Source organism: Streptomyces sp. NPDC016640 (assembly GCF_043076215.1).
GTDB lineage: Bacteria > Actinomycetota > Actinomycetes > Streptomycetales > Streptomycetaceae > Streptomyces.
Genome location: NZ_JBIBRG010000002.1, coordinates 648686 through 669921, shown reverse-complemented (window position 1 = coordinate 669921; position 21236 = coordinate 648686). Strand labels below are relative to the sequence as shown.

At 70.6% G+C, this 21236-nt stretch carries 18 protein-coding genes and 2 pseudogenes; 6 read left to right on the top strand and 14 right to left on the bottom strand.

Annotated elements, in window-relative coordinates; all coding sequences use genetic code 11:
- Positions 1–281: 281 nt before the first annotated feature.
- From ACF07S_RS06565 to ACF07S_RS06555, 3 genes and pseudogenes are all read right to left on the bottom strand, one after another.
- Entirely contained in the window at positions 282–656 is a 375-nt protein-coding gene (locus ACF07S_RS06565) for a cupin domain-containing protein (RefSeq protein ID WP_391973611.1), read from the bottom strand.
- A gap of 216 nt (positions 657–872) precedes the next feature.
- A pseudogene (locus ACF07S_RS06560) lies at positions 873–1082 on the bottom strand (IS5/IS1182 family transposase); the annotation flags it as partial.
- Between the two features lie 466 nt (positions 1083–1548).
- Positions 1549–2298 carry an SDR family NAD(P)-dependent oxidoreductase gene (locus ACF07S_RS06555; protein WP_391961943.1) on the bottom strand — a complete coding sequence of 250 codons (750 nt, stop codon included), beginning with the start codon at positions 2296–2298 and terminating at the stop codon, positions 1549–1551.
- Positions 2299–2602: 304 nt separating this feature from the next.
- On the opposite strand from ACF07S_RS06555, the gene ACF07S_RS06550 reads away from it, so the two are divergent.
- Positions 2603–3073, top strand: coding sequence for a MarR family winged helix-turn-helix transcriptional regulator (locus ACF07S_RS06550; protein WP_391961944.1), 471 nt, complete (start codon positions 2603–2605; stop codon positions 3071–3073).
- A 266-nt stretch (positions 3074–3339) separates the two neighbouring features.
- Positions 3340–3564: pseudogene (locus ACF07S_RS06545) on the top strand (IS3 family transposase); the annotation flags it as partial.
- On the opposite strand, the gene ACF07S_RS06540 reads toward ACF07S_RS06545, so the two are convergent.
- From ACF07S_RS06540 to ACF07S_RS06530, 3 genes are all read right to left on the bottom strand, one after another.
- Positions 3548–4360 (bottom strand): HAD family hydrolase, encoded by an 813-nt coding sequence (locus tag ACF07S_RS06540; protein ID WP_391961945.1) that lies wholly within the window; start codon positions 4358–4360, stop codon positions 3548–3550. The pseudogene ACF07S_RS06545 and the gene ACF07S_RS06540 overlap by 17 nt on opposite strands.
- Positions 4360–6948, bottom strand: a complete 2589-nt coding sequence (locus tag ACF07S_RS06535) for a phosphoribosyltransferase (protein WP_391973610.1) — start codon at positions 6946–6948, stop codon at positions 4360–4362. Before ACF07S_RS06535 ends, ACF07S_RS06540 begins: the two co-directional genes overlap by 1 nt.
- 82 nt (positions 6949–7030) lie before the next feature.
- Entirely contained in the window at positions 7031–8197 is a 1167-nt protein-coding gene (locus ACF07S_RS06530; RefSeq protein ID WP_391961947.1) for an HpcH/HpaI aldolase/citrate lyase family protein, read from the bottom strand.
- 171 nt (positions 8198–8368) lie between these two features.
- On the opposite strand from ACF07S_RS06530, the gene ACF07S_RS06525 reads away from it, so the two are divergent.
- On the top strand, positions 8369–9334 hold the full coding sequence (locus tag ACF07S_RS06525) for a TerD family protein (protein ID WP_391961948.1): 966 nt from the start codon (positions 8369–8371) through the stop codon (positions 9332–9334).
- A 99-nt stretch (positions 9335–9433) separates the two neighbouring features.
- Here the strand turns inward: ACF07S_RS06525 and ACF07S_RS06520 are convergent, their stop codons facing one another.
- The 6 genes from ACF07S_RS06520 to ACF07S_RS06495 all read right to left on the bottom strand — a co-directional run bounded on the left by ACF07S_RS06520 (position 9434) and on the right by ACF07S_RS06495 (position 14051).
- Positions 9434–10171 carry a Tellurium resistance gene (locus tag ACF07S_RS06520; RefSeq protein ID WP_391961949.1) on the bottom strand — a complete coding sequence of 246 codons (738 nt, stop codon included), beginning with the start codon at positions 10169–10171 and terminating at the stop codon, positions 9434–9436.
- Positions 10172–10305: 134 nt separating this feature from the next.
- Positions 10306–11445: a DUF475 domain-containing protein gene (locus ACF07S_RS06515; RefSeq protein WP_391973573.1), complete on the bottom strand. Its 1140-nt coding sequence runs from the start codon at positions 11443–11445 to the stop codon at positions 10306–10308.
- 51 nt (positions 11446–11496) lie between these two features.
- Positions 11497–12072, bottom strand: coding sequence for a TerD family protein (locus ACF07S_RS06510; protein WP_391961951.1), 576 nt, complete (start codon positions 12070–12072; stop codon positions 11497–11499).
- Positions 12073–12272: 200 nt separating this feature from the next.
- On the bottom strand, positions 12273–12848 hold the full coding sequence (locus ACF07S_RS06505) for a TerD family protein (protein WP_391961952.1): 576 nt from the start codon (positions 12846–12848) through the stop codon (positions 12273–12275).
- 113 nt (positions 12849–12961) lie between these two features.
- Entirely contained in the window at positions 12962–13420 is a 459-nt protein-coding gene (locus ACF07S_RS06500; protein ID WP_391961953.1) for a peroxiredoxin, read from the bottom strand.
- A gap of 193 nt (positions 13421–13613) precedes the next feature.
- Positions 13614–14051 (bottom strand): DUF3052 domain-containing protein, encoded by a 438-nt coding sequence (locus tag ACF07S_RS06495; protein ID WP_391961954.1) that lies wholly within the window; start codon positions 14049–14051, stop codon positions 13614–13616.
- Between the two features lie 404 nt (positions 14052–14455).
- On the opposite strand from ACF07S_RS06495, the gene aceE reads away from it, so the two are divergent.
- Together aceE and ACF07S_RS06485 are read left to right on the top strand one after the other, a co-directional pair.
- Positions 14456–17203 (top strand): pyruvate dehydrogenase (acetyl-transferring), homodimeric type, encoded by a 2748-nt coding sequence (aceE, locus tag ACF07S_RS06490; RefSeq protein ID WP_391961955.1) that lies wholly within the window; start codon positions 14456–14458, stop codon positions 17201–17203.
- 89 nt (positions 17204–17292) lie between these two features.
- Positions 17293–18114, top strand: a complete 822-nt coding sequence (locus ACF07S_RS06485; RefSeq protein ID WP_391973572.1) for a potassium channel family protein — start codon at positions 17293–17295, stop codon at positions 18112–18114.
- 96 nt (positions 18115–18210) lie between these two features.
- Here the strand turns inward: ACF07S_RS06485 and ACF07S_RS06480 are convergent, their stop codons facing one another.
- Entirely contained in the window at positions 18211–18516 is a 306-nt protein-coding gene (locus ACF07S_RS06480; protein ID WP_391961957.1) for a small hydrophobic protein, read from the bottom strand.
- A 268-nt stretch (positions 18517–18784) separates the two neighbouring features.
- The gene (locus ACF07S_RS06475) at positions 18785–20404 is read right to left on the bottom strand and encodes an MFS transporter (protein ID WP_391973571.1); all 1620 of its coding nucleotides are present in this window, start codon (positions 20402–20404) and stop codon (positions 18785–18787) included.
- 111 nt (positions 20405–20515) lie between these two features.
- Between ACF07S_RS06475 and ACF07S_RS06470 the strand changes: the two genes are divergently transcribed.
- Positions 20516–21178 carry a TetR family transcriptional regulator gene (locus ACF07S_RS06470; RefSeq protein ID WP_391961959.1) on the top strand — a complete coding sequence of 221 codons (663 nt, stop codon included), beginning with the start codon at positions 20516–20518 and terminating at the stop codon, positions 21176–21178.
- Positions 21179–21236: the final 58 nt, after the last annotated feature.

Here is a 21236-nt window from a genome sequence, read left to right as displayed (position 1 = left end):
CCTCACCCGGACGGACCGGGCGGCCGTCGCGCGGGTACCGGTCGGCGAAGTCCTCGTCCCGCCACAGCCCACCCAGGTGGTCCCTCACCCACATCGCCGTCGTGCCGCCCGGGTTGCGCGCTCACGCCATCCGCACGGTCGCAGAAGGGACTTGCCCACCAGAACGGGCGTGGAGCGACAACGGGCACCTCGACAACCGCATCGGTCCCCGAACGGAGCCGAGCATGCCCGTTGATCATGCTGCCCCGCCGGGGATCCTCGAGATCCCCGGCAGAGTCGGGCTAGTCCCAGTCGCCCTCCCCTGGCAGTAAAGTCACGTCCATGCCGGCAAGGGCCTCCTGGAGGGCGCTGTCAGTCCGCAGTCGGTGCGCCCAGGACTCCGGGTCGTAGTTGTCCTCTCGCATGCCGTAGTCGAGGAAGAACTGCTCCGGACCAGCAGGCGTGTAGAACACCATCAGTCTCGACTCGACGTCGAGAAGGTTCTTGAAGCCGTGACGTGTGCCGCTCGGGATGTAGACGAAGTCGCCGGCGCCGGCGTCGATGTACTGGTCCCCGTTGATGAACCGGAAGCGTCCCTGCAGGACAAGGAAGCCTTCATCCTGGCTGTTGTGGGTGTGCGGGACGTTGCCGAAGCGGGGAGCGATGGTGCCCTCCATCATGCCCAGGCGGCCACCGGTCTGCCTGCCCGTCACTTTGACGGCGAAACGTTCCTCGCCGGTCAGCCGGATGGTGCCCTCGTGGCTGCGGACGACGAAGCCATCCGCGGACGTCCAGACCGGGTCGTCCTCGCTGGGCAGTGTGAGATTGAACGTCATGGTGTGCAACTCCGGTTTCCGAGGTTGGGGACTGGCCCTCAGGTGGTCGATCGACGGGATGCTGGTGACGGCCAGGAAGTGTTCGGCTCTGCGCTCGTAGCGGCGGTGCAGCCCGCGGCATCCGGCGAGCCAGGACATCGCGCGTCCCGTGGTCCAGCGGTGGCGGCCAGGACGAGCCGAGGACTCGATGCCCTTGCGGGCGATGCGGTGGCGGATGCCTCGCTTGCGGAGCCATCGCCGCAGGTGGTCGTAGTCGTAGCCCTTGTGATGAACTGCTCGGGCCGGGAGGAGATATGTTCCCGAAACGGTGGGCGTGCCGAAAATGACCGCGTCGGCCCCCTCAGACCGGCTGGCGTGGCCACGGGGACACCGGCGCCGGCGGCAGCATGCGCGGCCCAGGCCTCGCCGGATGCGACGGCCGCATCGGGGGCCAGTTCGGCAGCCTTGAGGAGACGTGCGTCGGCGCCTGCCTTCTGCGCTGCTTGGCTGATTTCCTTGGCGGTCCCGGCGGAGAATCCGGTCGAGGAGTGGTGATGACGGCGAGCCGGACGGGAGTACGCATGACGGTTGTCTCCTGATGCTTGTGCGCGGGCACTGGTCCACTGGGACCGATGGCGGCATCAGCAGGTGGGTGCCGGGCTTGATGTGTGCGGCACGAGAGCATGCGCCGAAACGGCGCTTCTCGCGCGGTCGAGTCCGCCGGTCGGTGTGGTTGCGGGTTCCCGCCGATTTTCTATCGGGGCAGACCCTGGTAATTGGCCTGGCCGGCGCTCTGACCGCCGTCGCCAGCCACTTCGCTGCCGGTGACAAACCGGGAGTCGTCGCTTGCGAAGAACAGAACGATGCGGGCGATGTCATCCGGCTGGCCGACCCGTCCAAGGGCGATGTCGCCAGTGTCGAACACGACGCCTTCGGTCATGGGGGTGTCGGTCTGGCCGGGGTGCACCGCGTTCACCCGGATCCCGTGCACTCCCAGCTCCAGGGCAGCAGCCTTGGTCAGTCCGCGTACGCCCCATTTGGAGACGACGTAGCCGGACATTCTCGGCACTCCTTGCAGGGCACCTACAGAGCCGATGTTGATGACGGAGCCGCCGCCGGCCCGCTTCATCGCTGGGACGACGGCCTGGATGCCGTTGAAGACGCCGATCAGGTTCACGTCCAGGGTGCGCTGCAGCCGCGCGGTGTCCCACTCCTCCAGGGGAGCCGGGTCGGCGATGCCCGCGTTGTTGACCAGGATGTCCACGGACCCGAAGCGTTCCTCGGCGCCGCGGACCACGTCGGCCCACTCCTGCTCCGACCGGACGTCGAGCCGTTCGACAACGACGGAGTCCTCGAGGTCCCTGGCGAGGACCCGCGCGGCCTCAACGTTCACATCCGCGACGACCACGTTGGCACCCTCGGCGGCGAGCCGGCGGACCGTCGCGGCCCCCATGCCCATCGCACCACCGGTGACCACTGCCGTCCTGTTCTCCACTCGCCCCATCGCGAGCTCCCTTCCCGCCCGGAACACATGTCCGGGACGAACGCCTCGTCGGGCTTTTTGCGGCTGCTTGCGGCCTGGTTCAGCCGTCGAAGTCAGTGCCTCGGCTCAGGCTGACGGCCTCCGACCTCCTCCACACGGGCGCGGAGCTCACCCACAGCGCCCTCACGAAGGGTGACACATCACCTACTAGTTAGATGATGCATCACCCTTGCACGGAAGGCAAGTACCGCTCTGGATGAAGCAAGCGCCCCACAAGAAGCGGCCGATGTTGGTGATATGTCATCTAATTCGGTACCCTTGGGGGGTGAACGAGCCCCAGCAGTTGAACGAGCGCGAGCGGCGCGCGTGGTACGGCTTCCTGACCATGCAGGAGGACCTCCGCCGCCACATGAACAGGCAGTTGCTGCGCGACACCGGCCTCTCGTTGACGGACTACGCCGTGCTCAGCGCCCTGTCGCAGCAACCCGACGGCTCCCTGCGCGTGTTCGAACTGAGAGAACTCCTGCGCTGGGAGAAGACCCGCGTCACCCATCAAATCTCGCGGATGATCTCGCGGGGACTCGTCGAGCGCCGCCCCTGCTCCGAGGACAATCGCGGCAACCACGTGGCCCTCACCCTTGAGGGACGTGAGGCCATCAGCAAGGCCACCCCCCTGCACGTCGATCACGTACGCCGCGTCTTCCTCGATGTCGCCAGCCCTCGGCAGCTCGATGCCCTGGCGGCCCTCTCGGAAGCCGTACTCGGCAACCTGCAAGAAGAAGCCTCCAGCGACTGAGGGATGCGGGGCGGACCGGCCACCCGGCCATGCCCTCGCAGCTTGGCCGTAACACGCCATCCGGGGCCCGGTGGGCGGAGCGGGTCGTTCGCGCTCCCCTCGGAGTGCGTGGCAGCGCTTGGACGGCAGCGCGGGATCCCGGGGACAGGGCTGCGCGCGAAGGATGTGTACAGGGCGGGCCAACGCCCCGGTACCGGGGACCTGTCCCCGAGTGGTGGACACCTCCGAGCCCGGCCCCGGCAGGGGCCGGGCGGGAGGGATCTCCTGTGGTGATGAAGGTCTACTCGCCCGAGTTCAAGGCGGACGCCGTCGCGCTGTACCTGTCGGACCCGAGCCACACCTTCGAGGGCATCGGCAGGGATCTGCGGATCGGCCGGGAGACGCTGCGCAACCGGGTGCGGGCCGAGCGGGCCCGCCACGGCGAGGACAGCACGACGAGCACGAGTACGTCCCGCAGCTCCCCGGGCGGCGCCCTCACCGAGGTGAGCGCGCCGCCCCCAGGAACTCGCGCAGGATGCGCTCGCCGGCGAGCACGCCCCGTTCCGGGAGTGCCCGGATCGCGGGGGCCGTCCAGTCCGCGTCGGCGAGTTCGCCGTGGCCGGGGCGCCAGCCCCGGTCCGCGGCGAGGAGCAGGTCGGCGTCGAGGAGGGAGTCGCCGGCGGCCAGGACGAGGTCGGCGCCGGTGCGGCGGGCGACCTCACGCACGGCCGCGCTCTTGGTCAGGGGCTTGGGCACGGCGTAGATCTTGCGGCCCTGGAGGGACACCGTCCAGCCGCGGTTCTCCGCCCACACCGCGAGTTCCTTCACCCACTCCTCGCGCAGCAGCTCACGCTCGACGACGAGGTAGGCGAAGAGGTCCTCGGCGACCCGGTGCTTGCGGACCCAGACCGGGTCGGCCGTCCGCAGCAGGTGCTCCTGCACCTCCGCCAGCGGGGCGCACTCGTCGGCCAGGCGGGCGAGCACCCGCGCGTGCCAGTCCGGGTCGGACACCCCGTCGACGAGGAGGTGGCCGCCGTTGGCGCAGATGGCGTAAGTGGGCGCCGGACCGGGGAGGTTGATGCGCTGGTACTGCTTGCGGGTGCGGGTCGTCGTCGGCACGAAGACGGCGGCGTCGGCGAGGTCGGTGAGGAGCTGGGCCGCCGTCTCCGTCATGAAGGACAGCGGCTTGCTCTCGTGGACCTCCACGCACAGCAGGCGGGGTGCCCGCGCGTCCGGCATGGTCAGCGCGAGGGCGGCGGCGGAGTAGAGGAGCGTGCGGTCGAGGTCGCTGGCGACGATGACGGGCATCAGAGGGCCACCGCCTTGCCGTCGGTGCCGGTCGCGCCCCGGGTGTACCGGGGGTGGATCAGTCCGACGCAGGTGTAGGGGAGCCCGTCGACCTCCTCGACGGGGACGCCCCGCTGGCCGGCGAGCAGGCGGACGTGGTCGAGGTCGCTGCCCGCTCCGGCCCGGGCGAGCACCTTCCAGGGCACCCGGCGCAGCAGCACCCGGGTGGTCTCGCCGACGCCGGGCTTGACGAGGTTCACGTCGTGGATGCCGTACTCCTCGCTGATGCGTTCGACCGCGGCCCAGCCCTCCCAGGTGGGGGTGCGGTCGGTGGCCAGCAGCTCCTTGGCCTGGGCGCAGGCGGCGTCGGTGACCTCCGGGAAACGGGCGGAGACGGCGTCCAGGAACGCCACCGACAGGTCCCCGCCGGCGAGTTCGCGGTAGAACTTGGCGCCGTGGAAGTCGTGCGGTCCGACCAGGTCGGCGCGGAGCACGGTGCGTGAGATCAGGCCGGACACCGTCGAGTTGAGGCAGGCGGAGGGGATCAGGTAGTCCTCGCGGGTGCCGTAGGTGCGTACGCAGGAGCCGGGGTCGGCCAGCACCGCGATCTCCGGGTCGAATCCGGTGACGCCCTCGGCCTTCTCGAACTCCTGGACGGCGCCCGCGAGTTCGCGGGTGATGGCGCCCTTGCCGGTCCAGCCGTCGACGAACACCACGTCCCGGGGGTCGTGGTGGGCGGCCAGCCAGCGCAGCGCGTTGGCGTCGATGCCCCGGCCGCGGACGATGGAGACGGCGTAGTGGGGGAGGTCGAGGCCGTGGCGGTGCTGCGCCCAGCGGCGCATCAGGATGCCGACGGGGGTGCCCGCGCGGGCCAGGGAGACGAGCACCGGGCGGGGGGAGCGCTCGGCGAGCACCATTTCGGTGACCACGCCCACCGCCTGGGCGAGGCGGGCCGCCGATTCGTCCAGGGCGGTGTGGAACAGCTCCTGGTACTGCTCGCTCGGCTGGTACTCCACGGGCAGCGACTCCGCGTAGTGGGCACCGCCGCTCTGGATGGCCTCCTCGCGCTCCTCGGTCGGCGCCTCCAGCGTCACGTCCGAGAGGTCCTGGAGCAGCCAGCCGACCTCCTCGGGCGCGTACGAGGAGAAGGCGGGGCCTCTGAGGGGGTCGGGCAGCATGGCGGCGGGCCTTTCGGGGGCGTCCGGTCGGGCGTCCGGGGGTGCGGGTGCGTACGACGGTACGACCGCGAGGACGACCTGCGGGGTGTGCGCGGCGAGCCGGGCGAGCAGGCCGTCGGGCGCGTGCAGCGCGGGGGTGTCGGCGACCGAGTCGACGACGGCGACGACGGTGTCGAAGCCGCCGCCCGCCACGTTGTAGGCGTAGCGCTCACCGGGGCCGTCGGCGGGGTCGTCGTGGGCGGGGAAGACCAGGCGGGTGCGTATCGCGTAGCCGGGGTCGTCGACGGCGAGGACCGGCGAGCGGGTGGTGGTGGAGAAGCGGACCTCGGCGTCCGTGATCCGCTCCAGCTCGTGGGCGAGCCTGAGCGGGGCGTACATCAGTTCCTCGAAGCCGAGGACCAGGACGCGGCGCGCGCCGGTGGGGAGTGCCGCGGCGAGGCGGGCCGCCATGGCGGGGAGCGCGCGTTCGAGGCGGGCGCGGTGCGCGGGGGTGAAGCCGTGGCGGCCGCCGTCGGGGAGGCCGGCCGGCCAGCGCAGGTCCACCCGCGTGACGCGGCCGGGCCCGTCGGCCGGGTGCGGGCCGTCCTGGGCGGAGCGCGCCCGCGCGGCGGTGCCCCCGGCATCACCCTCCGGGGGCGCGGGGAACCGCGCGACCTGCTCCGGCGGACCCGCGGCCGGCCAGCCGGCCCCCGTGGCGCTCTCGTACTGCGCCACCAGCCTCCGTCCCTTCTCCAGGACGCCGTCCGGCAACCGCACCGTGCCCGAGGCGGTCGTCACCAGGTCGATGCGCGCCCCGATCTCGCGGGCGAACCCGTCCAGACGGCCGGCGTCGGCGGGCGACCTCATGTCGACGAGGGCGACCACGGCGTACCGCCCCCGCGGATGGCGCGCATGAAGGTCCCGGACGGTGTTCAGCACCGTGTTGCCGGTGGAGAACTCGTCGTCGACCAGGACCAGCGGGCCGTCCCCGGCCAGCAGCCGCGGGTCCTCGGGGAGCAGCAGGTGGGAGGTGGCGTGGGAGTGGGACTCCTCGAAGCCGCCGGCGGTGACGGCCCCGGCGACCGGGCGGCGGGTGGAGTGCAGGTAGGGGGCGGCGCCCAGGCCGTCGGCGACCGAGTGGCCGAGGCCGGTCGCGGTCTCGGCGTAGCCGAGGACGACCGCGCCGTCCGCCTCGTCGCCGAGCAGTTCGCGCACCCGGCGGCCGAGCGCGACGCCGTGGCCGTACACGACGGACGGCGCCTGGGGTACGTGCTTGCCGAGGACGTTGGACACCAGCAGGTGGGCCCGCTTGGGGTTGCGGCGCAGCGCCAGCCCCAGCAGTCCGGTCAGCCGGTCGTCCCCGGCCAGCTCGATCCCGAGCCGTTCGGTGACCCAGCTGCCGGACCAGACGTCCTCGCCGGCGGGCGTCGTGCGGCGCGCCGGGCGGCGCATCCCCTCGTTCACGGCCTTCTCCATGGATTCCCTGCGGTCGGTGCGGTCGGTGCGGTCGGTTCCGTCGGTGCGTCGGGTCCGGTCACTCCGCCAGGCCCGCCGCCAGCAGCTCCACGAAGCCGACGTCCTCGTTCGCCACACCGAAGGCCTCGGCACGCAGCAGCGTCCGCTCGGCCCAGGCGCGGTGCGGTTTCACCTCGTTCATCTTGTTCGTGTAGGCCGACCTCAGTACACCCCCACCGCCGCGTTCCGGCCGGAGGATGTCCTGGGCGTCGCTGAACTCCTCGTGACTGACGACGGACAGCGCGTGCACCGGCAGTACGTGGGAGGGGTGGATGCAGGTCTTGCCGAGCAGGCCGTTGGCCTGGTCGAGGGAGATCTCGCGCAGCAGACCGTCCATGGCGTGTTCGATCAGCGTCTCGCGCAGCGCCACGGCCTGCACCTCGAGGAAGGGGCTCTGCCGCAGCAGCGGCTTGAACATCCGCTCCTGGACCCGGAAGTACTCCCAGACCGGCCCGGTCACGGTGAATCCGGTGCCGTCGGCGCGGCCCAGCATGTTCACGACGTCGGCGATCACGGAGGCGACGACCTGGATGTCGTACGCCGTCATGTCGGGGCCCCTGCGCAGCCCGTAGGAGGAGCAGAAGTCGGTCACGCCCAGGCGCAGGGCGAGCACGCGGTCGCGGTACTTGTCGACGGCGCCGAAGATGCCCTCCAGGGTCTCCACGCGCGTCTCCCGGTAGAGCAGCTCGGGCGATTCCAGGACGGGCATGGCGAAGAGCCGCCGGCCGCTGTCGGCCTCGGCGGTGGCCAGCGCCTCCAGGAACGGCAGGCCGCGTTCGGCGGTGAACTTCGGAAGGACGAATCCGGACAGCAGCCGGGCGGCGGGGCCGAGGCGCCGGACGAGGTCGGGGATCTGCTCGGGGGTGCGGACGCGTATGAACAGCAGCGGCAGATCCGCCTCGGACCGTCCGTGCAGCTCGGCGAGCCGGTGTACGAGGTTCTCCTCGCCGGCGGGTACCTCGGCGTCGCCGATGGAGTCCTCCAGGCACAGCACCATCGACACCACGCCGCGTCCGCCCTGCTTGACGATGTCGTCGGCGAGCCGGCTCCGGGTCGCGGGGCTGTAGAGGGTGGCGCCCAGGGCCGCGGAGAGCAGCCGGGCCGGGGAATCCGCCGTGAACTCGGCCGGCTCCCGGTAGAAGAGACGTTTCCGCACCGCAGGGGCGATGTGCCCGAAATGACGCATTGAACTCCCCTGTGGCCTCTGGGCGATCTGCGATTGAAAGGTTGGCCGGTAATAGTACGTAGGGGTCCATGTCGAAGGTTCCCCGTGGCTGTGAACTTCCGGTAACCCCGTTGTGTCGGCTCCACACCCCCCACGTTGTCGTGACCAGGACGGAGAGGGCAGGATGACCGCATGACGCACGCGATGCTGAAGGGATCGAACGTCCCGCTCGAGGCCACCACGGTACGTGCCGTGCTGCGCTGGTCGCCCGGGCAGGGGGTGCCGGACGTCGACGCCTCCGCGCTGCTCCTCGGCCTCGACGGTCGCGTGCGCTCCGACGAGGACTTCGTCTTCTACAACCAGCCCCGGCACCCGTCCGGAAAGGTGTGGCGGCTCGGCAAGAAGCGCGTCGCCGAGAGCCTGACCGACACGATCCAGACAGACCTCGCCGGTGTCGAGTCCGGCGTCGGCCGGATTCTGATCGTCGCGTCGGCGGACGGCGTCACGTTCGACAGCGTGCGGTCGCTGCGCATCCTGCTGTACGACGCGCAGGCCGCCGACGGGGACGCGCTGGCGTACTTCGACGTCAAGCCGGAGACCGGCCAGGAGACCGCGCTGATCTGCGGTGAGCTGTACCGGCGCGGGGACGGCTGGAAGTTCCGGGCGCTCGGCGAGGGCTATTCGAACGGACTGAAGGGCCTGGCCACCGACTTCGGCATCTCGGTGGACGAGTCGGAGGCCGCGCAGGAGCCCGACCCCGCCGACGTCACCCAGCAGATGCCCCCCACGGCGCAGACGCGGCTGCACGCCCCGGACCGGGCCCCCGAGGGGGGATCCGGGCAGGCGCTGACCCAGCCGCACGCCCCGCTCGTCCCGCCGGCCCCGGAGGTGTCCCGGCCGCTGCCGCCCGAGCAGCCGGCGGGGGTGCCCGCGCAGCCCGCGTACGGCTACCCGCCGCAGCCGCCCGCGCCCGCCCGGCCGGCGGCCTACGGCTACCCGCAGCCGCCCGCCCAGCCCGCCTACGGCTATCCGCCGGCGCCCGCCACGGCCGCCCCCGGCGCGCCGGGCGGGTACGGCTTCCCGCCGCCGGCCGCCGCGGCCGCCCCCGACCCGGATTTCCGGCTGCCGCCGCAGGGGCCGCAGTTCATCGGGCGCTAGGCCCCGGCGTCCGGACCGCCCCGCGTCCGCGGCGTGACCCGGACGCCGGGCCCCGGCTCACCGGCCCGGGATCCGGGCCGGTGCGGAACCGGGGTGCCGTCATCGCCCGGCCTTGGTCTTGAAGCCCCTGCCCCACTGCAGGCCCCACCCGTACAGGCGGTCCAGTTCGCCCTGGAACCCGTAGACGAACTTCACCTCGCGGCGGACGAAGATCTCGTTCTTGATGTTCTCGATCATCACCACCGCGCAGGAGCGGGCCTGCGGATGCCGTTCGTCGAGGGCTATCTCGATGCGCGGGCCGTTGCTGGGGTACAGCGTGACCATGGCCTGCGTACGGTCGAAGGCGGGCGTCTGGTCGTAGATGTAGGCGAAGACCAGCAGGCGCTTGATGTTCTCCCGGTGGTCCAGGTTGACGTAGATCGTCTCGCCGGAGCCCGAGCCGAACCGGTCGTCGCCGCTGAGTTTGACGTACGGCGGTGCGTTGGCGTCGCCGAGGAGGCCGCCGAGGGGCTGGACCACGCCCTTGGTGCCGTCCTGGAGCTCGTACAGGCAGCCCAGGTCGAGGTCGACGTTGACCATGCTCTGGCTGTGGCCGACGACCTCCGGCGGCTTGAGCGCCTTGAAGGGGTGGCGCAGCAGGCTCTCGCGCGGGGGACCGCCGAAGTCGGAGGTCCGCATCCGCCAGCTCAGGTTGATGCGCAGATGGCCGGTGGCCGCTCCCTGCTTGGTCAACGACACCTGAGCATGCCGTTTGGTCAGTTCGATGGCGTTGGTGGCCGCGTTGCCCGAGTCGAAGGCGCTCTCACGTCCGCCCCGCAGTCCGTCCAGGAATCCCATTCCCCGCCCCAAGTCCAGTTGCCGAACCTCGCCCGGACCGCCGGGACCACGTGTCCCGGACGGCCGACGGGGCGGCTCCGAGGAGTGGTCCTCGGTGGCCGCCCCGTCGAGAGCGTTCCTCACCCGCGGGGCTGTCACACCCCGGAGGAGACCTCGGTCTTCTCGCCCGCCTGTCCCCCGGCCGCCGCCAGTGCCTTGTTGCGGCGCACGGAGGACCAGAAGGACCAGCCGATCAGGACGACACCGACGAGGCCGGTGACGATCTCGTTGATCTCGTACTGGATGGTGACCAGCAGGATCATCGCCAGGGCGCCGATCGCGTAGTGGGCGCCGTGCTCCAGGTAGACGTAGTCGTCCAGGGTGCCCTGGCGGACCAGGTAGACCGTCAGCGACCGCACGTACATGGCGCCGATGCCCAGGCCCAGCGCCATCAGGACGATGTCGTTGGTGATGGCGAAGGCGCCGATCACACCGTCGAAGGAGAAGGACGCGTCCAGGACCTCCAGGTAGAGGAACATGAAGAACGCGGCCTTGCCGGCCAGCGCGACCGCGGAGCGGGGCTTGCCCGCGCGCTCGGCCTTCTCCTCCTCCTCGTGCTCGCGTTCCTCCTCCTCTTCGAGCTTGTCCTCGAAGAACCCGGACAGCCCGCCCACGATCATGTAGGTGATCAGACCGGCGATGCCGGACAGCAGGACCGTCTCCGCCTTGTCCACGTGCGCGCCGCCGTGCTGGTGGGCGTGGGCGCCGAAGGTGATCGCGGAGATCAGCAGGATGATCAGCGCGATGCACACCGACAGCATGTCGACCTTGCCGAGCTTGGCCAGCGGACGCTCGATCCAGCCCAGCCACTTGATGTCCCGGTCCTCGAAGATGAAGTCCAGGAAGATCATCAACAGGAACATGCCACCGAACGCGGCGATCGACGGATGCGCGTCGGTGACCAGCTCCTGGTAACGGTCCTTGTCGCTGAGCGCGAGGTCGACCGCCTCGATCGGCCCGAGCTGGGCGCTGACGGCGACGATCACGACGGGGAAGACCAGCCGCATGCCGAAGACGGCGATCAGAATGCCGATGGTGAGGAAGATCTTCTGCCAGAAGGCATTCATCTTCTTCAGGATGCCGGCGTTGACCACCGCGTTGTCGAAGGACAGCGAGATCTCGAGGATGGAGAGGATCGCCACGATGCCGAAGGCGGTCCACCCCCCGAAGAGGACCGCTGCGACCAGACCGAGCGCGGTGACCGCGAACGACCAGCCGAAGGTTTTCAGAACCACTGGCTACCCCATCATCTCTTTACGGGTCTCCCCCGCTTGCCGTAGTCGGCTTTACGAAACGTTGACTCCGAAGTCTAGAGCGATGCCCCGCAGTCCCGACGCGTACCCCTGTCCGACTGCACGGAACTTCCACTCGCCCTGATAGCGGTAGAGCTCACCGAAGATCATCGCGGTCTCGGTGGAGGCGTCCTCCGAGAGGTCGTAGCGGGCGAGCTCCTGACCGTCCGCCTGGTTCACCACGCGGATGAAGGCGTTGCTGACCTGCCCGAAGGCCTGGCCGCGCTCATCGGCCAGGTGGATGGAGACCGGGAAGACGATCTTGTCGCACCCGGCCGGCACCTTGGAGAGGTCGACCAGCAGGGACTCGTCGTCGCCGTCGCCCTCACCGGTGAGGTTGTCACCGGTGTGCTCCACCGAGCCCTCCGGGCTCTTGAGCTGGTTGTAGAAGACGAAGTACTCGTCCCCCATGACCCGGCCGCCGGAGCACATCAGTGCGCTGGCGTCGAGGTCGAAGGGGGCTCCGGTGGTGGAGCGCGCGTCCCAGCCGAGCCCGACCATCACCTGTGTGAGGTTCGGTGCGGCCTTGGACAGGGAGACATTGCCTCCCTTGGCGAGCGTGACGCCCATGATGCTGGTCCCTCCCCATGGGGCCTGCCCCCCGGATCGTTCCGGCGCCTCGGAGCCGGGCTGACCCGAAAGGCGGGCCCGGTGATGTTCCTCAGGTGGTATTGCGCGTCCGGCGCCGCACGTAAACCGTGCGGCGCCGGACGGTGCGGGCCGTGCGGGACGGGCCGGGCCCGGGCGTGCCCGCCCGGGACGTGGCCGTCTCAGACGTTCACGCCGAAGTCCTGCGCGATGCCGCGCAGGCCGGAGGCGTAGCCCTGGCCGATGGCGCGGAACTTCCACTCCGCGCCGTGCCGGTAGAGCTCACCGAAGACCATCGCGGTCTCGGTGGAGGCGTCCTCCGACAGGTCGTAGCGGGCGATCTCGGCGCCGCCGGCCTGGTTGACGACGCGGATGAACGCGTTGCGCACCTGGCCGAAGGACTGCTGGCGGTTCTCGGCGTCGTAGATGGAGACCGGGAAGACGATCTTCTCGATGTCCGCCGGGACGCCGGCGAGGTCGACCTTGATCTGCTCGTCGTCGCCCTCGCCCTCACCGGTGAGGTTGTCACCGGTGTGCTCGACCGAGCCGTCCGGGCTCTTGAGGTTGTTGAAGAAGACGAAGTTGGCGTCGCTGCCGACCTTGCCCGAGTTGTTCAGCAGCAGGGCACTGGCGTCCAGGTCGAAGTCGGTGCCGGTCGTGGTGCGGACGTCCCACCCCAGTCCGATGATGACCGCGGTCAGGCCCGGCGCCTCCTTGGTCAGCGATACGTTGCCGCCCTTGCTGAGGCTGACTCCCACGAGTCCTCCATTGGTGTCCGGGGGCGGGAAGCCCCGTAGTGCGTTGGATGTCGGATGAACGAGTCGATCCTAATGACGGGTTCCCGGAGCCCGCAGGCCCTGGACCCGAGGAATCACAGGGTGTCGAGCGCCTTGACGTACTCGTTCAGGTCCCGGGCGTCCGGCAGACCGTTGACGACGGTCCAGCGCACGACGCCCTCCTTGTCGATGATGAACGTCCCGCGCACGGCGCACCCCTTGTCCTCGTCGAAGACGCCGTACGCGCGTGAAACGTTGCCGTGCGGCCAGAAGTCGCTGAGCAGCGGGTACTCCAGTCCCTCCTGCTCGCCGAAGACGCGCAGGGTGTGGATGGAGTCGTTGGAGACGGCGAGCACCTGGGTGTCGCGGTCGGAGAACTGCGGCAGGTGGTCGCGGAGCTCGCACAGCTCTCCCGTGCACACGCCGGTGAAGGCGAACGGGTAGAAGAGCACCACCACGTTCTTCTCACCGCGGTAGTCCGCGAGCCGCACGGTGCGGCCGTGGTTGTCCTTGAGCTCGAAGTCGGGTGCCTTCTCGCCGACCTGGATCGCCATCGTCGTGTCATCCCTCCGCTGGGCCGTTCGGACGATGACACCCTACGCAGCGGCCGGGACGGCCGCCGGACGGGCCGAGTGCGCTCGGCCCGTCCGGGGGTCGTGGACGAGTCCGCTCAGGCGGCGGCGCGGGGCCGGGGGCGCGGCCCCCGGGGCCGGCCCCCTCGGCCGGCGGCCGCCGGGCGGGAGGAGGTCACCGCTTCGACTTGGCGGCCTTCGGCGTCGCCAGGCGGCTGCCGCTCCAGTCCTTGCCCACGCTGACGCTCTTGGACGCCGTCAGCCCTGCCGTGGTGGCGGCCTCCGAGATGTCGCTCGGCTCCACGTACCCCGACCGGCCGGTCTTCGGCGTGAGCAACAGGATCGCGCCACCTTCCTCGATGTACGTGGTGGCGTCCACCAGCACATCCGTCAGGTCGCCGTCGTCGTCGCGGAACCACAACACAACGGCGTCGGCCACGTCGTCGTAGTCCTCGTCGACGAGGCCGCTCTCGATGACGCCCTCAATGGCCTCGCGGAGCTCCTGGTCGACGTCGTCGTCGTAGCCGATCTCCTGGACCACCTGCCCGGGCTGGAACCCCAGCCTGGCGGCAGGGTTCGTCCGCTCCTCCGCGTGGTCCGCGGTCGCGCTCACGGGTTGCCTCCTGATCATGTCTTGGGAAATAACTCAGCCACGCGCGTGCGCGAAGCATTGGCCGTAGTCCACACGGGCGGGACGGATCGCGCAAGTACCCGGCCGTCCAGACCGCCGAAACAGTGACGATCCTGGCCGGGTCACCGCAACTCCAGGCACACCATCATGGCCCGCAGTGACGCGCACCACACCTTTGTGCCCCGTTTGGGCGTTTGGGAACCGTCTGTGGGTACGAGACTCGAATGTGTTCGCCCCATGCGTCACCGTACCGTTCCCGCCGCCGGATTACCTCCCGGTAGAGATGACGTCCGGGGCCCCGGGGTGGACCATGGGGAGCGGCGCACACCCGGCCGTCCCGGCGAAACAGCGGCCCTCTCACGGCCCTCTGACAGGTAAGGAACAGCGTGGCTTCCGCATCCGATCGCAACCCGATCATCATTGGCGGCCTTCCGAGTCAGGTTCCTGACTTCGATCCCGAGGAAACGCAGGAGTGGCTCGATTCCCTCGACGCCGCGGTCGACGAGCGCGGCCGGGAGCGGGCCCGCTACCTGATGCTGCGGCTGATCGAGCGGGCCCGCGAGAAGCGCGTGGCCGTGCCCGAGATGCGCAGCACGGACTACGTGAACACGATTCCCACGCGCGCGGAGCCGTTCTTCCCGGGCGACGAGGAGATCGAGCGCAGGATCCTCAACGCCACCCGCTGGAACGCCGCGGTGATGGTCTCGCGCGCGCAGCGGCCGGGCATCGGGGTCGGCGGCCACATCGCCACCTTCGCCTCCTCCGCGTCCCTGTACGACGTGGGCTTCAACCACTTCTTCCGCGGCAAGGACGAGGGGGACGGCGGCGACCAGGTCTTCTTCCAGGGCCACGCCTCGCCGGGCATCTACGCCCGCGCGTATCTGCTGGACCGGCTGAGCGAGCAGCACCTGGACGGCTTCCGGCAGGAGAAGTCCAAGGCGCCGTACGGGCTGTCCTCGTACCCGCACCCGCGGCTGATGCCGGACTTCTGGGAGTTCCCGACCGTGTCGATGGGCCTCGGCCCGATCGGCGCGATCTACCAGGCGCGGATGAACCGCTACATGCACGCGCGCGGGATCGCCGACACCTCCCGCTCGCACGTGTGGGCGTTCCTCGGCGACGGCGAGATGGACGAGCCGGAGTCGCTGGGCCAGCTGACCATCGCCGCGCGGGAGGGCCTGGACAACCTGACCTTCGTCGTCAACTGCAACCTGCAGCGGCTCGACGGCCCGGTGCGCGGCAACGGCAAGATCATCCAGGAGCTGGAGTCGGTCTTCCGGGGCGCCGGCTGGAACGTGATCAAGCTGATCTGGGACCGCACCTGGGACCCGCTGCTCGCGCAGGACCGGGACGGGATCCTGGTCGACCGGATGAACACCACCCCGGACGGCCAGTTCCAGACGTACGCCACCGAGTCCGGCGCGTACATCCGGGACCACTTCTTCGGCGACGACCACCGGCTGCGCGCGATGGTCGAGGGCATGACCGACGACCAGATCCTGCACCTGGGGCGCGGCGGCCACGACCACCGCAAGATCTACGCGGCGTACAAGGCGGCGGTCGAGCACAAGGGCCAGCCGACGGTGATCCTCGCCAAGACGGTCAAGGGCTGGACGCTGGGCCCGAACTTCGAGGGCCGCAACGCCACGCACCAGATGAAGAAGCTGACGGTCGACGACCTCAAGCGCTTCCGGGACCGCCTGCACCTGCCGATCTCCGACAAGGACCTCGAGTCCGGTCCGCCGCCCTACTACCACCCGGGCCCGGACACGGAGGAGATGCAGTACATGCACGACCGCCGCAAGTCGCTGGGCGGCTACGTGCCGACGCGGGTGGTGCGGTCGAAACCGCTGCGACTGCCCGAGGACAAGACGTACGCGACCGTGAAGAAGGGCTCGGGCCAGCAGTCCATCGCGACGACCATGGCCTTCGTCCGGCTCCTCAAGGACCTCATGCGGGACAAGGAGATCGGCAGGCGGTTCGTGCTGATCGCGCCGGACGAGTACCGCACGTTCGGCATGGACTCGTTCTTCCCGAGCGCGAAGATCTACAACCCGCTCGGCCAGCAGTACGAGGCCGTGGACCGCGAGCTGCTGCTCGCCTACAAGGAGGCGCCGACCGGGCAGATGCTGCACGACGGCATCTCCGAGGCCGGCTGCACGGCCTCGCTGATCGCAGCGGGCTCGGCGTACGCCACGCACGGCGAGCCGCTGATCCCGGTGTACGTCTTCTACTCGATGTTCGGTTTCCAGCGCACCGGTGACCAGTTCTGGCAGATGTCCGACCAGCTGGCGCGCGGTTTCGTCCTGGGCGCGACCGCGGGACGTACGACGCTGACCGGCGAGGGTCTCCAGCACGCGGACGGCCACTCGCAGCTGCTGGCGTCCACGAACCCCGGGTGCGTCGCCTACGACCCGGCCTTCGGCTACGAGATCGCGCACATCGTGCGCGACGGTCTGCGCCGGATGTACGGCGGCGACGAGCGGCACCCGAACGGCGAGGACGTCTTCTACTACCTGACCGTCTACAACGAGCCGATCCAGCACCCGGCCGAGCCGGAGGGCGTGGACGCCGAGGGCATCATCAAGGGCCTGTACCGCTTCAGCGAGGGCACGACGGGCTCCCTGCCGGCGCAGATCCTGGCGTCCGGTGTCGCGCTGCCGTGGGCGATCGAGGCGCAGCGGATCCTCGCCGAGGAGTGGGACGTCAGGGCCGACGTCTGGTCGGCCACCTCCTGGAACGAGCTGCGGCGCGACGCCGTGGCCTGCGAGGAGCACAACCTGCTGCGTCCGGAGGAGGAGCAGCGGGTGCCGTACGTGACGCGGAAGCTCGCCGGGGCGCAGGGGCCGGTGGTGGCCGTGTCCGACTGGATGCGGTCGGTGCCGGACCAGATCGCGCGCTGGGTGCCGGGGACGTACCAGTCGCTGGGCGCCGACGGCTTCGGCTTCGCGGACACCCGCGGGGCGGCGCGCCGGTTCTTCCACATCGACGCGCAGTCGGTCGTGGTCGCGGTGCTGACGGAGCTGGCCCGGGAGGGCAAGGTCGACCGGTCGGTGCTGAAGCAGGCCATCGACCGCTACCAGCTGCTCGACGTCGCCGCGGCCGACCCGGGCGTGGCGGGCGGCGACGCGTGAGCGAGGGGTAAGGGCGTTCCGCACGCGCCCGGTGGACGGCGGGAGGTGGCCCCCGGGGGCCGCCTCCCGCCGTTTCCTACGATGCGCACATGGCCGAACCGACTGCCCCGACCCGCTGGGAGCGGCACACCCAGGGACCACTGCTGGCCCTGGCCGTCCTCTTCGCGATCGCCTACGCGTATCCGATCGTGGATCCGGACGCTCCCGGCGCCCTGCTGACCGCCTGCCACGCGGTGAACTGGGGCGTCTGGGCCGCGTTCGCGCTGGACTACGCCGTCCGTCTGTGGCTGAGCGAGGACCGGACGGACTTCGTGCGCCGCAACCCGCTGGCGCTGCTCGCGGTCGTGCTGCCCCTGCTGCAGCCGCTGCGGCTGCTCCGGCTGGTGTCGTTGCTGCTGCTCGCCGGTCAGCGGGCGCGCCTGGCGTCGCAGATCCGCGTCACCACGTACGTCGCGGGCTGCTGCCTGGGGCTGCTGGTCTTCGGCGCGCTGGCCGTGCTGGAGGTGGAGCGGGGCAGGCCGGGGGCGTCCATCCGCACGCTGGGGGACGCGGTGTGGTGGGCGTTCACCACGATGACCACCGTCGGGTACGGCGACATGGCGCCCACGACCGGGCTGGGCCGGGTGCTGGCGATCGGGCTGATGCTGTCGGGGATCGCCCTGCTCGGTGTGGTCACCGCGAACATCGCGGCGTGGTTCATCTCCCGGTTCGAGATGGACGACGCGGAGGAGCGGCGCCAGACGGCGGCGATCGAGGCGCTGACCGAGGAGGTGCGGGCGCTGCGCGGGGAGGTCGCGGCCCTGCGGAAGGGGCCGCCGGCGACGGCGGCCACGGCCACGGCCGACGACGCCGCCGCCGCCGGATCAACCGCATCACCTGACCGGGCGGCCCGCTCACGTGACCTCACCTGACCGGCCGGCCCGCTCACGTGGCTTCACGTGGCCGGGCCGGCCGGTACGGGAGGGGGACCCCGGCGCCCCACCGGGGCCCCTCTCCCGGGACCCGGGTCAGAGCATGCCCTGGCCCGGGGTCGCTCCGGCCAGCCAGAGGAAGGCCAGGAGCGTGTCGATGGCGCCCAGGACGAGGGCGACCACGGCCGGGAGCGGGCGGGAGCCCGCCCAGCTGCGGCCCATGGCGAGCCAGCCGCAGACGACCGCCACGGGGCCGAGGACGATCCCCAGCACGAAGAACCCGGCGACCGCGCAGATGACTCCGATGATTCCGAGCGTCGCGCGATCCGGCCCGGTCCGTGACCACGTCCGGCCACGTGAGCGGGGGTGCCTGCGCGTTCCGTGTCCGAAGCTCGCCATCATCAACTCCTCGAACCCCTCGGTCGGTTGGGGTTGTACGGGGTTCGTCGTGATGGCGGGTACCCCCGCTTCGGCGGGCAACTCACGCCGTACGGAAGGAAGGAGGGGGCGCTGCTGCGCGCCACCCCCCTCCGGTGGCGCGCCGCGGCCGCTGTCCTCCGTGTCCTGCGGAGGACCTGACCCACTGTGACCTGCGGTGTCCCCCGCGGGGGAGGGATCACCGCGTCACTTCACTCCGACGGGCGACATCGCATCCGGCGGAACGTCAGATTCAGATGTGGCCGACGCCCGCGCCGGCCTCGGCGTTCTCACCGCGCTTGGTGAAGAACGCGACCACCACCGCCAGGGCGGCGACCGCGGCGGCCGTCAGGGAGGCCATGCTCATGCCGGAGATGAAGGTGTCGTGGGCGACGTCGGTGATCTTCGCGGCGATCTCCGGGGGCGTGCCCTCGGCCACCGGCGCCACGCCGACCTGGACGGCTTCGTTGGCCTGGGCGGTCCGTTCCGGGGTGAGCGGCGGAAGGCCGGCGTCCTTCCAGTTGCCCGCGAGGTCGCTGTCGACCTTGGAGGCCATCACGGCGCCGAGCACGGCCGTACCGAGGCTGCCGCCGATCTGCATGGCGGCCTGCTGGAGGCCGCCGGCGACGCCGGAGAGCTCCATCGGGGCGTTGCCGACGATGACCTCGGTGGCGCCGACCATGACGGGGGCGAGGCCCAGTCCGAGCAGCGCGAACCAGAGCGACATCAGGCCGCTGCCGGTGTCCGTCTCCAGCGTCGACATGCCGTACATCGCGAGCGCGGTGCACGCCATGCCGCCGGCCAGGGGGATGCGCGGCCCGAACCTGGTGATCATCGCGCCCGCGAGCGGGGAACCGACGATCATCATGCCGGTGAGCGGCAGCAGGTGCAGACCGGCGTCGACCGGGCTCATGCCGTGCACGTTCTGCAGGTAGAAGGTGACGAAGAAGAGGCCGCCCATGAAGGCGATGGCCATCAGGACCATCAGCACGACACCCGCCGACAGCGGGACGGAGCGGAACAGCCCCAGCGGGATCAGCGGCTCCTTGACCTTGGTCTCCCAGACGGCGAAGAGCGCGAAGCCGACCACCGAGACGGCGATGAAGCCCCACGTCTTGCCGTCGCCCCAGCCCCACTCGGGGGCCTTGATCAGGGCCCAGACCAGGCAGAACATCGCGCCGGACAGCAGGCCTATCCCGAGGAGGTCGAAGGAGCGCGGGGCGTTCTGCGCGCGGTGGTCGAGCAGGATCCACGCGCCGAGCGCGACGGCGAGGACGCCGACCGGCACGTTGATGAAGAACACCGACTGCCAGTTGACGTGCTCGACGAGGACGCCGCCGAGGATCGGGCCGCCCGCGGTGGAGGCACCGATGACCATGCCCCAGATGCCGATGGCCATGTTGAGCTTCTCGGCCGGGAAGGTCGCCCGCAGCAGGCCGAGCGCGGCCGGCATCAGCAGCGCGCCGAACAGGCCCTGCAGCACGCGGAAGGTGATGACCAGCGCGATGCTGTCGGACAGGCCGATGGCCCCGGAGGCGGCGGCGAAGCCGACGACGCCGATGAGGAAGGTCTGCCGGTGCCCGAAGCGGTCACCGAGCTTGCCCGCGGTGATCAGCGCGACCGCGAGGGCGAGGAAGTAGGCGTTGGTGATCCACTGCACCTCGGCGAAGGTGGCGCCCAGGTCACTGGCGATGGCCGGGTTCGCGATGGCCACGATGGTGCCGTCGAGGGCCACCATCATCACCCCTACGGCGACGGTGATGAGGGTGAACCAGGGGTGCCCGCGCAGCCCCCTGCCCGGTGTCGCGCCCGACGGGGCGGGCGGCGTCGGATCCCCCGGCCCCGCCTTGTCGATGGTGGTCTGACTAGTCATGTGTTCGAGGCTAGTGTCAGCCGCTGACAATCGACAAACGAGTTCACCGGTCGGTCACTGACACGACACTCGCCTATAGCCTGAACTGGAGGAACAGTTCGAGGAGGCCCCATGGAGACGGCCGGGACTCCCGCGGGCGCCCCGGCGCGGCCGGGACTGCGGGAGCGCAAGAAGCAGCGCACCAGGGACGCGCTGGTCCGGACCGCGCTGGAGCTGATCGCCTCCCGCGGGTACGACGGGACGACCGTCGACGACATCACCGAGGCCGTCGACGTCTCGCAGCGCACCTTCTTCCGCTACTTCGCCAGCAAGGAGGAGGTGGCGCTGTTCGTCCCCCGGCTCGCGGAGTCGCACGTCGTCGAGGCCCTGCGCGCACGCCCGCCGGACGAGGCCCCGCTGGAGGCGCTGCGCCTGGCCGTCCTGGACAGCTGGGAGAGCGTCAACGCGGCCGTCGAGCGGCTCGTCCCCCTGGAGCTGCACCTGCGGGTCCACCGGGTGATCGAGTCGACGCCCGCCCTGCTCGCCGCCCATCTGCGCCGCGCGGCGGAACTGGAGGAGGAGCTGGCCCGCATCGTCGCCGACCGCGAGGGGCTCGACCTGGACGCCGACCCCCGGCCGAGGATCCTGCTGGCCGCCTTCGGCGGGGTGGTGCGGGTGACGGAGCGCCAGTGGTCGGCCGGGGGCGACCTCGGTGCCGACGCCATGCGCGAGCTGCTGGCGACCCATCTGGACCAGCTGGGTCCAGCCCTCGTGGGGAACTGGCGTACGAATTGATCCCCGATTCGACGCGTCGAAACGTGATCCCGATCACTTGATTCACGCGAGACTCCCC

Bases quoted from the DNA above. Each gene is read 5' to 3' on its own strand.
- ACF07S_RS06565 (WP_391973611.1), bottom strand. From the start codon at position 656: ATGGAGGGCACCATCGCTCCCCGCTTCGGCAACGTCCCGCACACCCAC.
- ACF07S_RS06480 (WP_391961957.1), bottom strand. From the start codon at position 18,516: ATGATGGCGAGCTTCGGACACGGAACGCGCAGGCACCCCCGCTCACGT.
- ACF07S_RS06530 (WP_391961947.1), bottom strand. From the start codon at position 8,197: ATGCGTCATTTCGGGCACATCGCCCCTGCGGTGCGGAAACGTCTCTTC.
- ACF07S_RS06535 (WP_391973610.1), bottom strand. From the start codon at position 6,948: ATGCGCCGCCCGGCGCGCCGCACGACGCCCGCCGGCGAGGACGTCTGG.
- ACF07S_RS06475 (WP_391973571.1), bottom strand. From the start codon at position 20,404: ATGACTAGTCAGACCACCATCGACAAGGCGGGGCCGGGGGATCCGACG.
- ACF07S_RS06520 (WP_391961949.1), bottom strand. From the start codon at position 10,171: ATGGGATTCCTGGACGGACTGCGGGGCGGACGTGAGAGCGCCTTCGAC.
- ACF07S_RS06485 (WP_391973572.1), top strand. From the start codon at position 17,293: ATGGCCGAACCGACTGCCCCGACCCGCTGGGAGCGGCACACCCAGGGA.
- ACF07S_RS06525 (WP_391961948.1), top strand. From the start codon at position 8,369: ATGACGCACGCGATGCTGAAGGGATCGAACGTCCCGCTCGAGGCCACC.
- ACF07S_RS06510 (WP_391961951.1), bottom strand. From the start codon at position 12,072: ATGGGCGTCACGCTCGCCAAGGGAGGCAATGTCTCCCTGTCCAAGGCC.
- ACF07S_RS06555 (WP_391961943.1), bottom strand. From the start codon at position 2,298: ATGGGGCGAGTGGAGAACAGGACGGCAGTGGTCACCGGTGGTGCGATG.
- ACF07S_RS06500 (WP_391961953.1), bottom strand. From the start codon at position 13,420: ATGGCGATCCAGGTCGGCGAGAAGGCACCCGACTTCGAGCTCAAGGAC.
- ACF07S_RS06470 (WP_391961959.1), top strand. From the start codon at position 20,516: ATGGAGACGGCCGGGACTCCCGCGGGCGCCCCGGCGCGGCCGGGACTG.
- ACF07S_RS06540 (WP_391961945.1), bottom strand. From the start codon at position 4,360: ATGCCCGTCATCGTCGCCAGCGACCTCGACCGCACGCTCCTCTACTCC.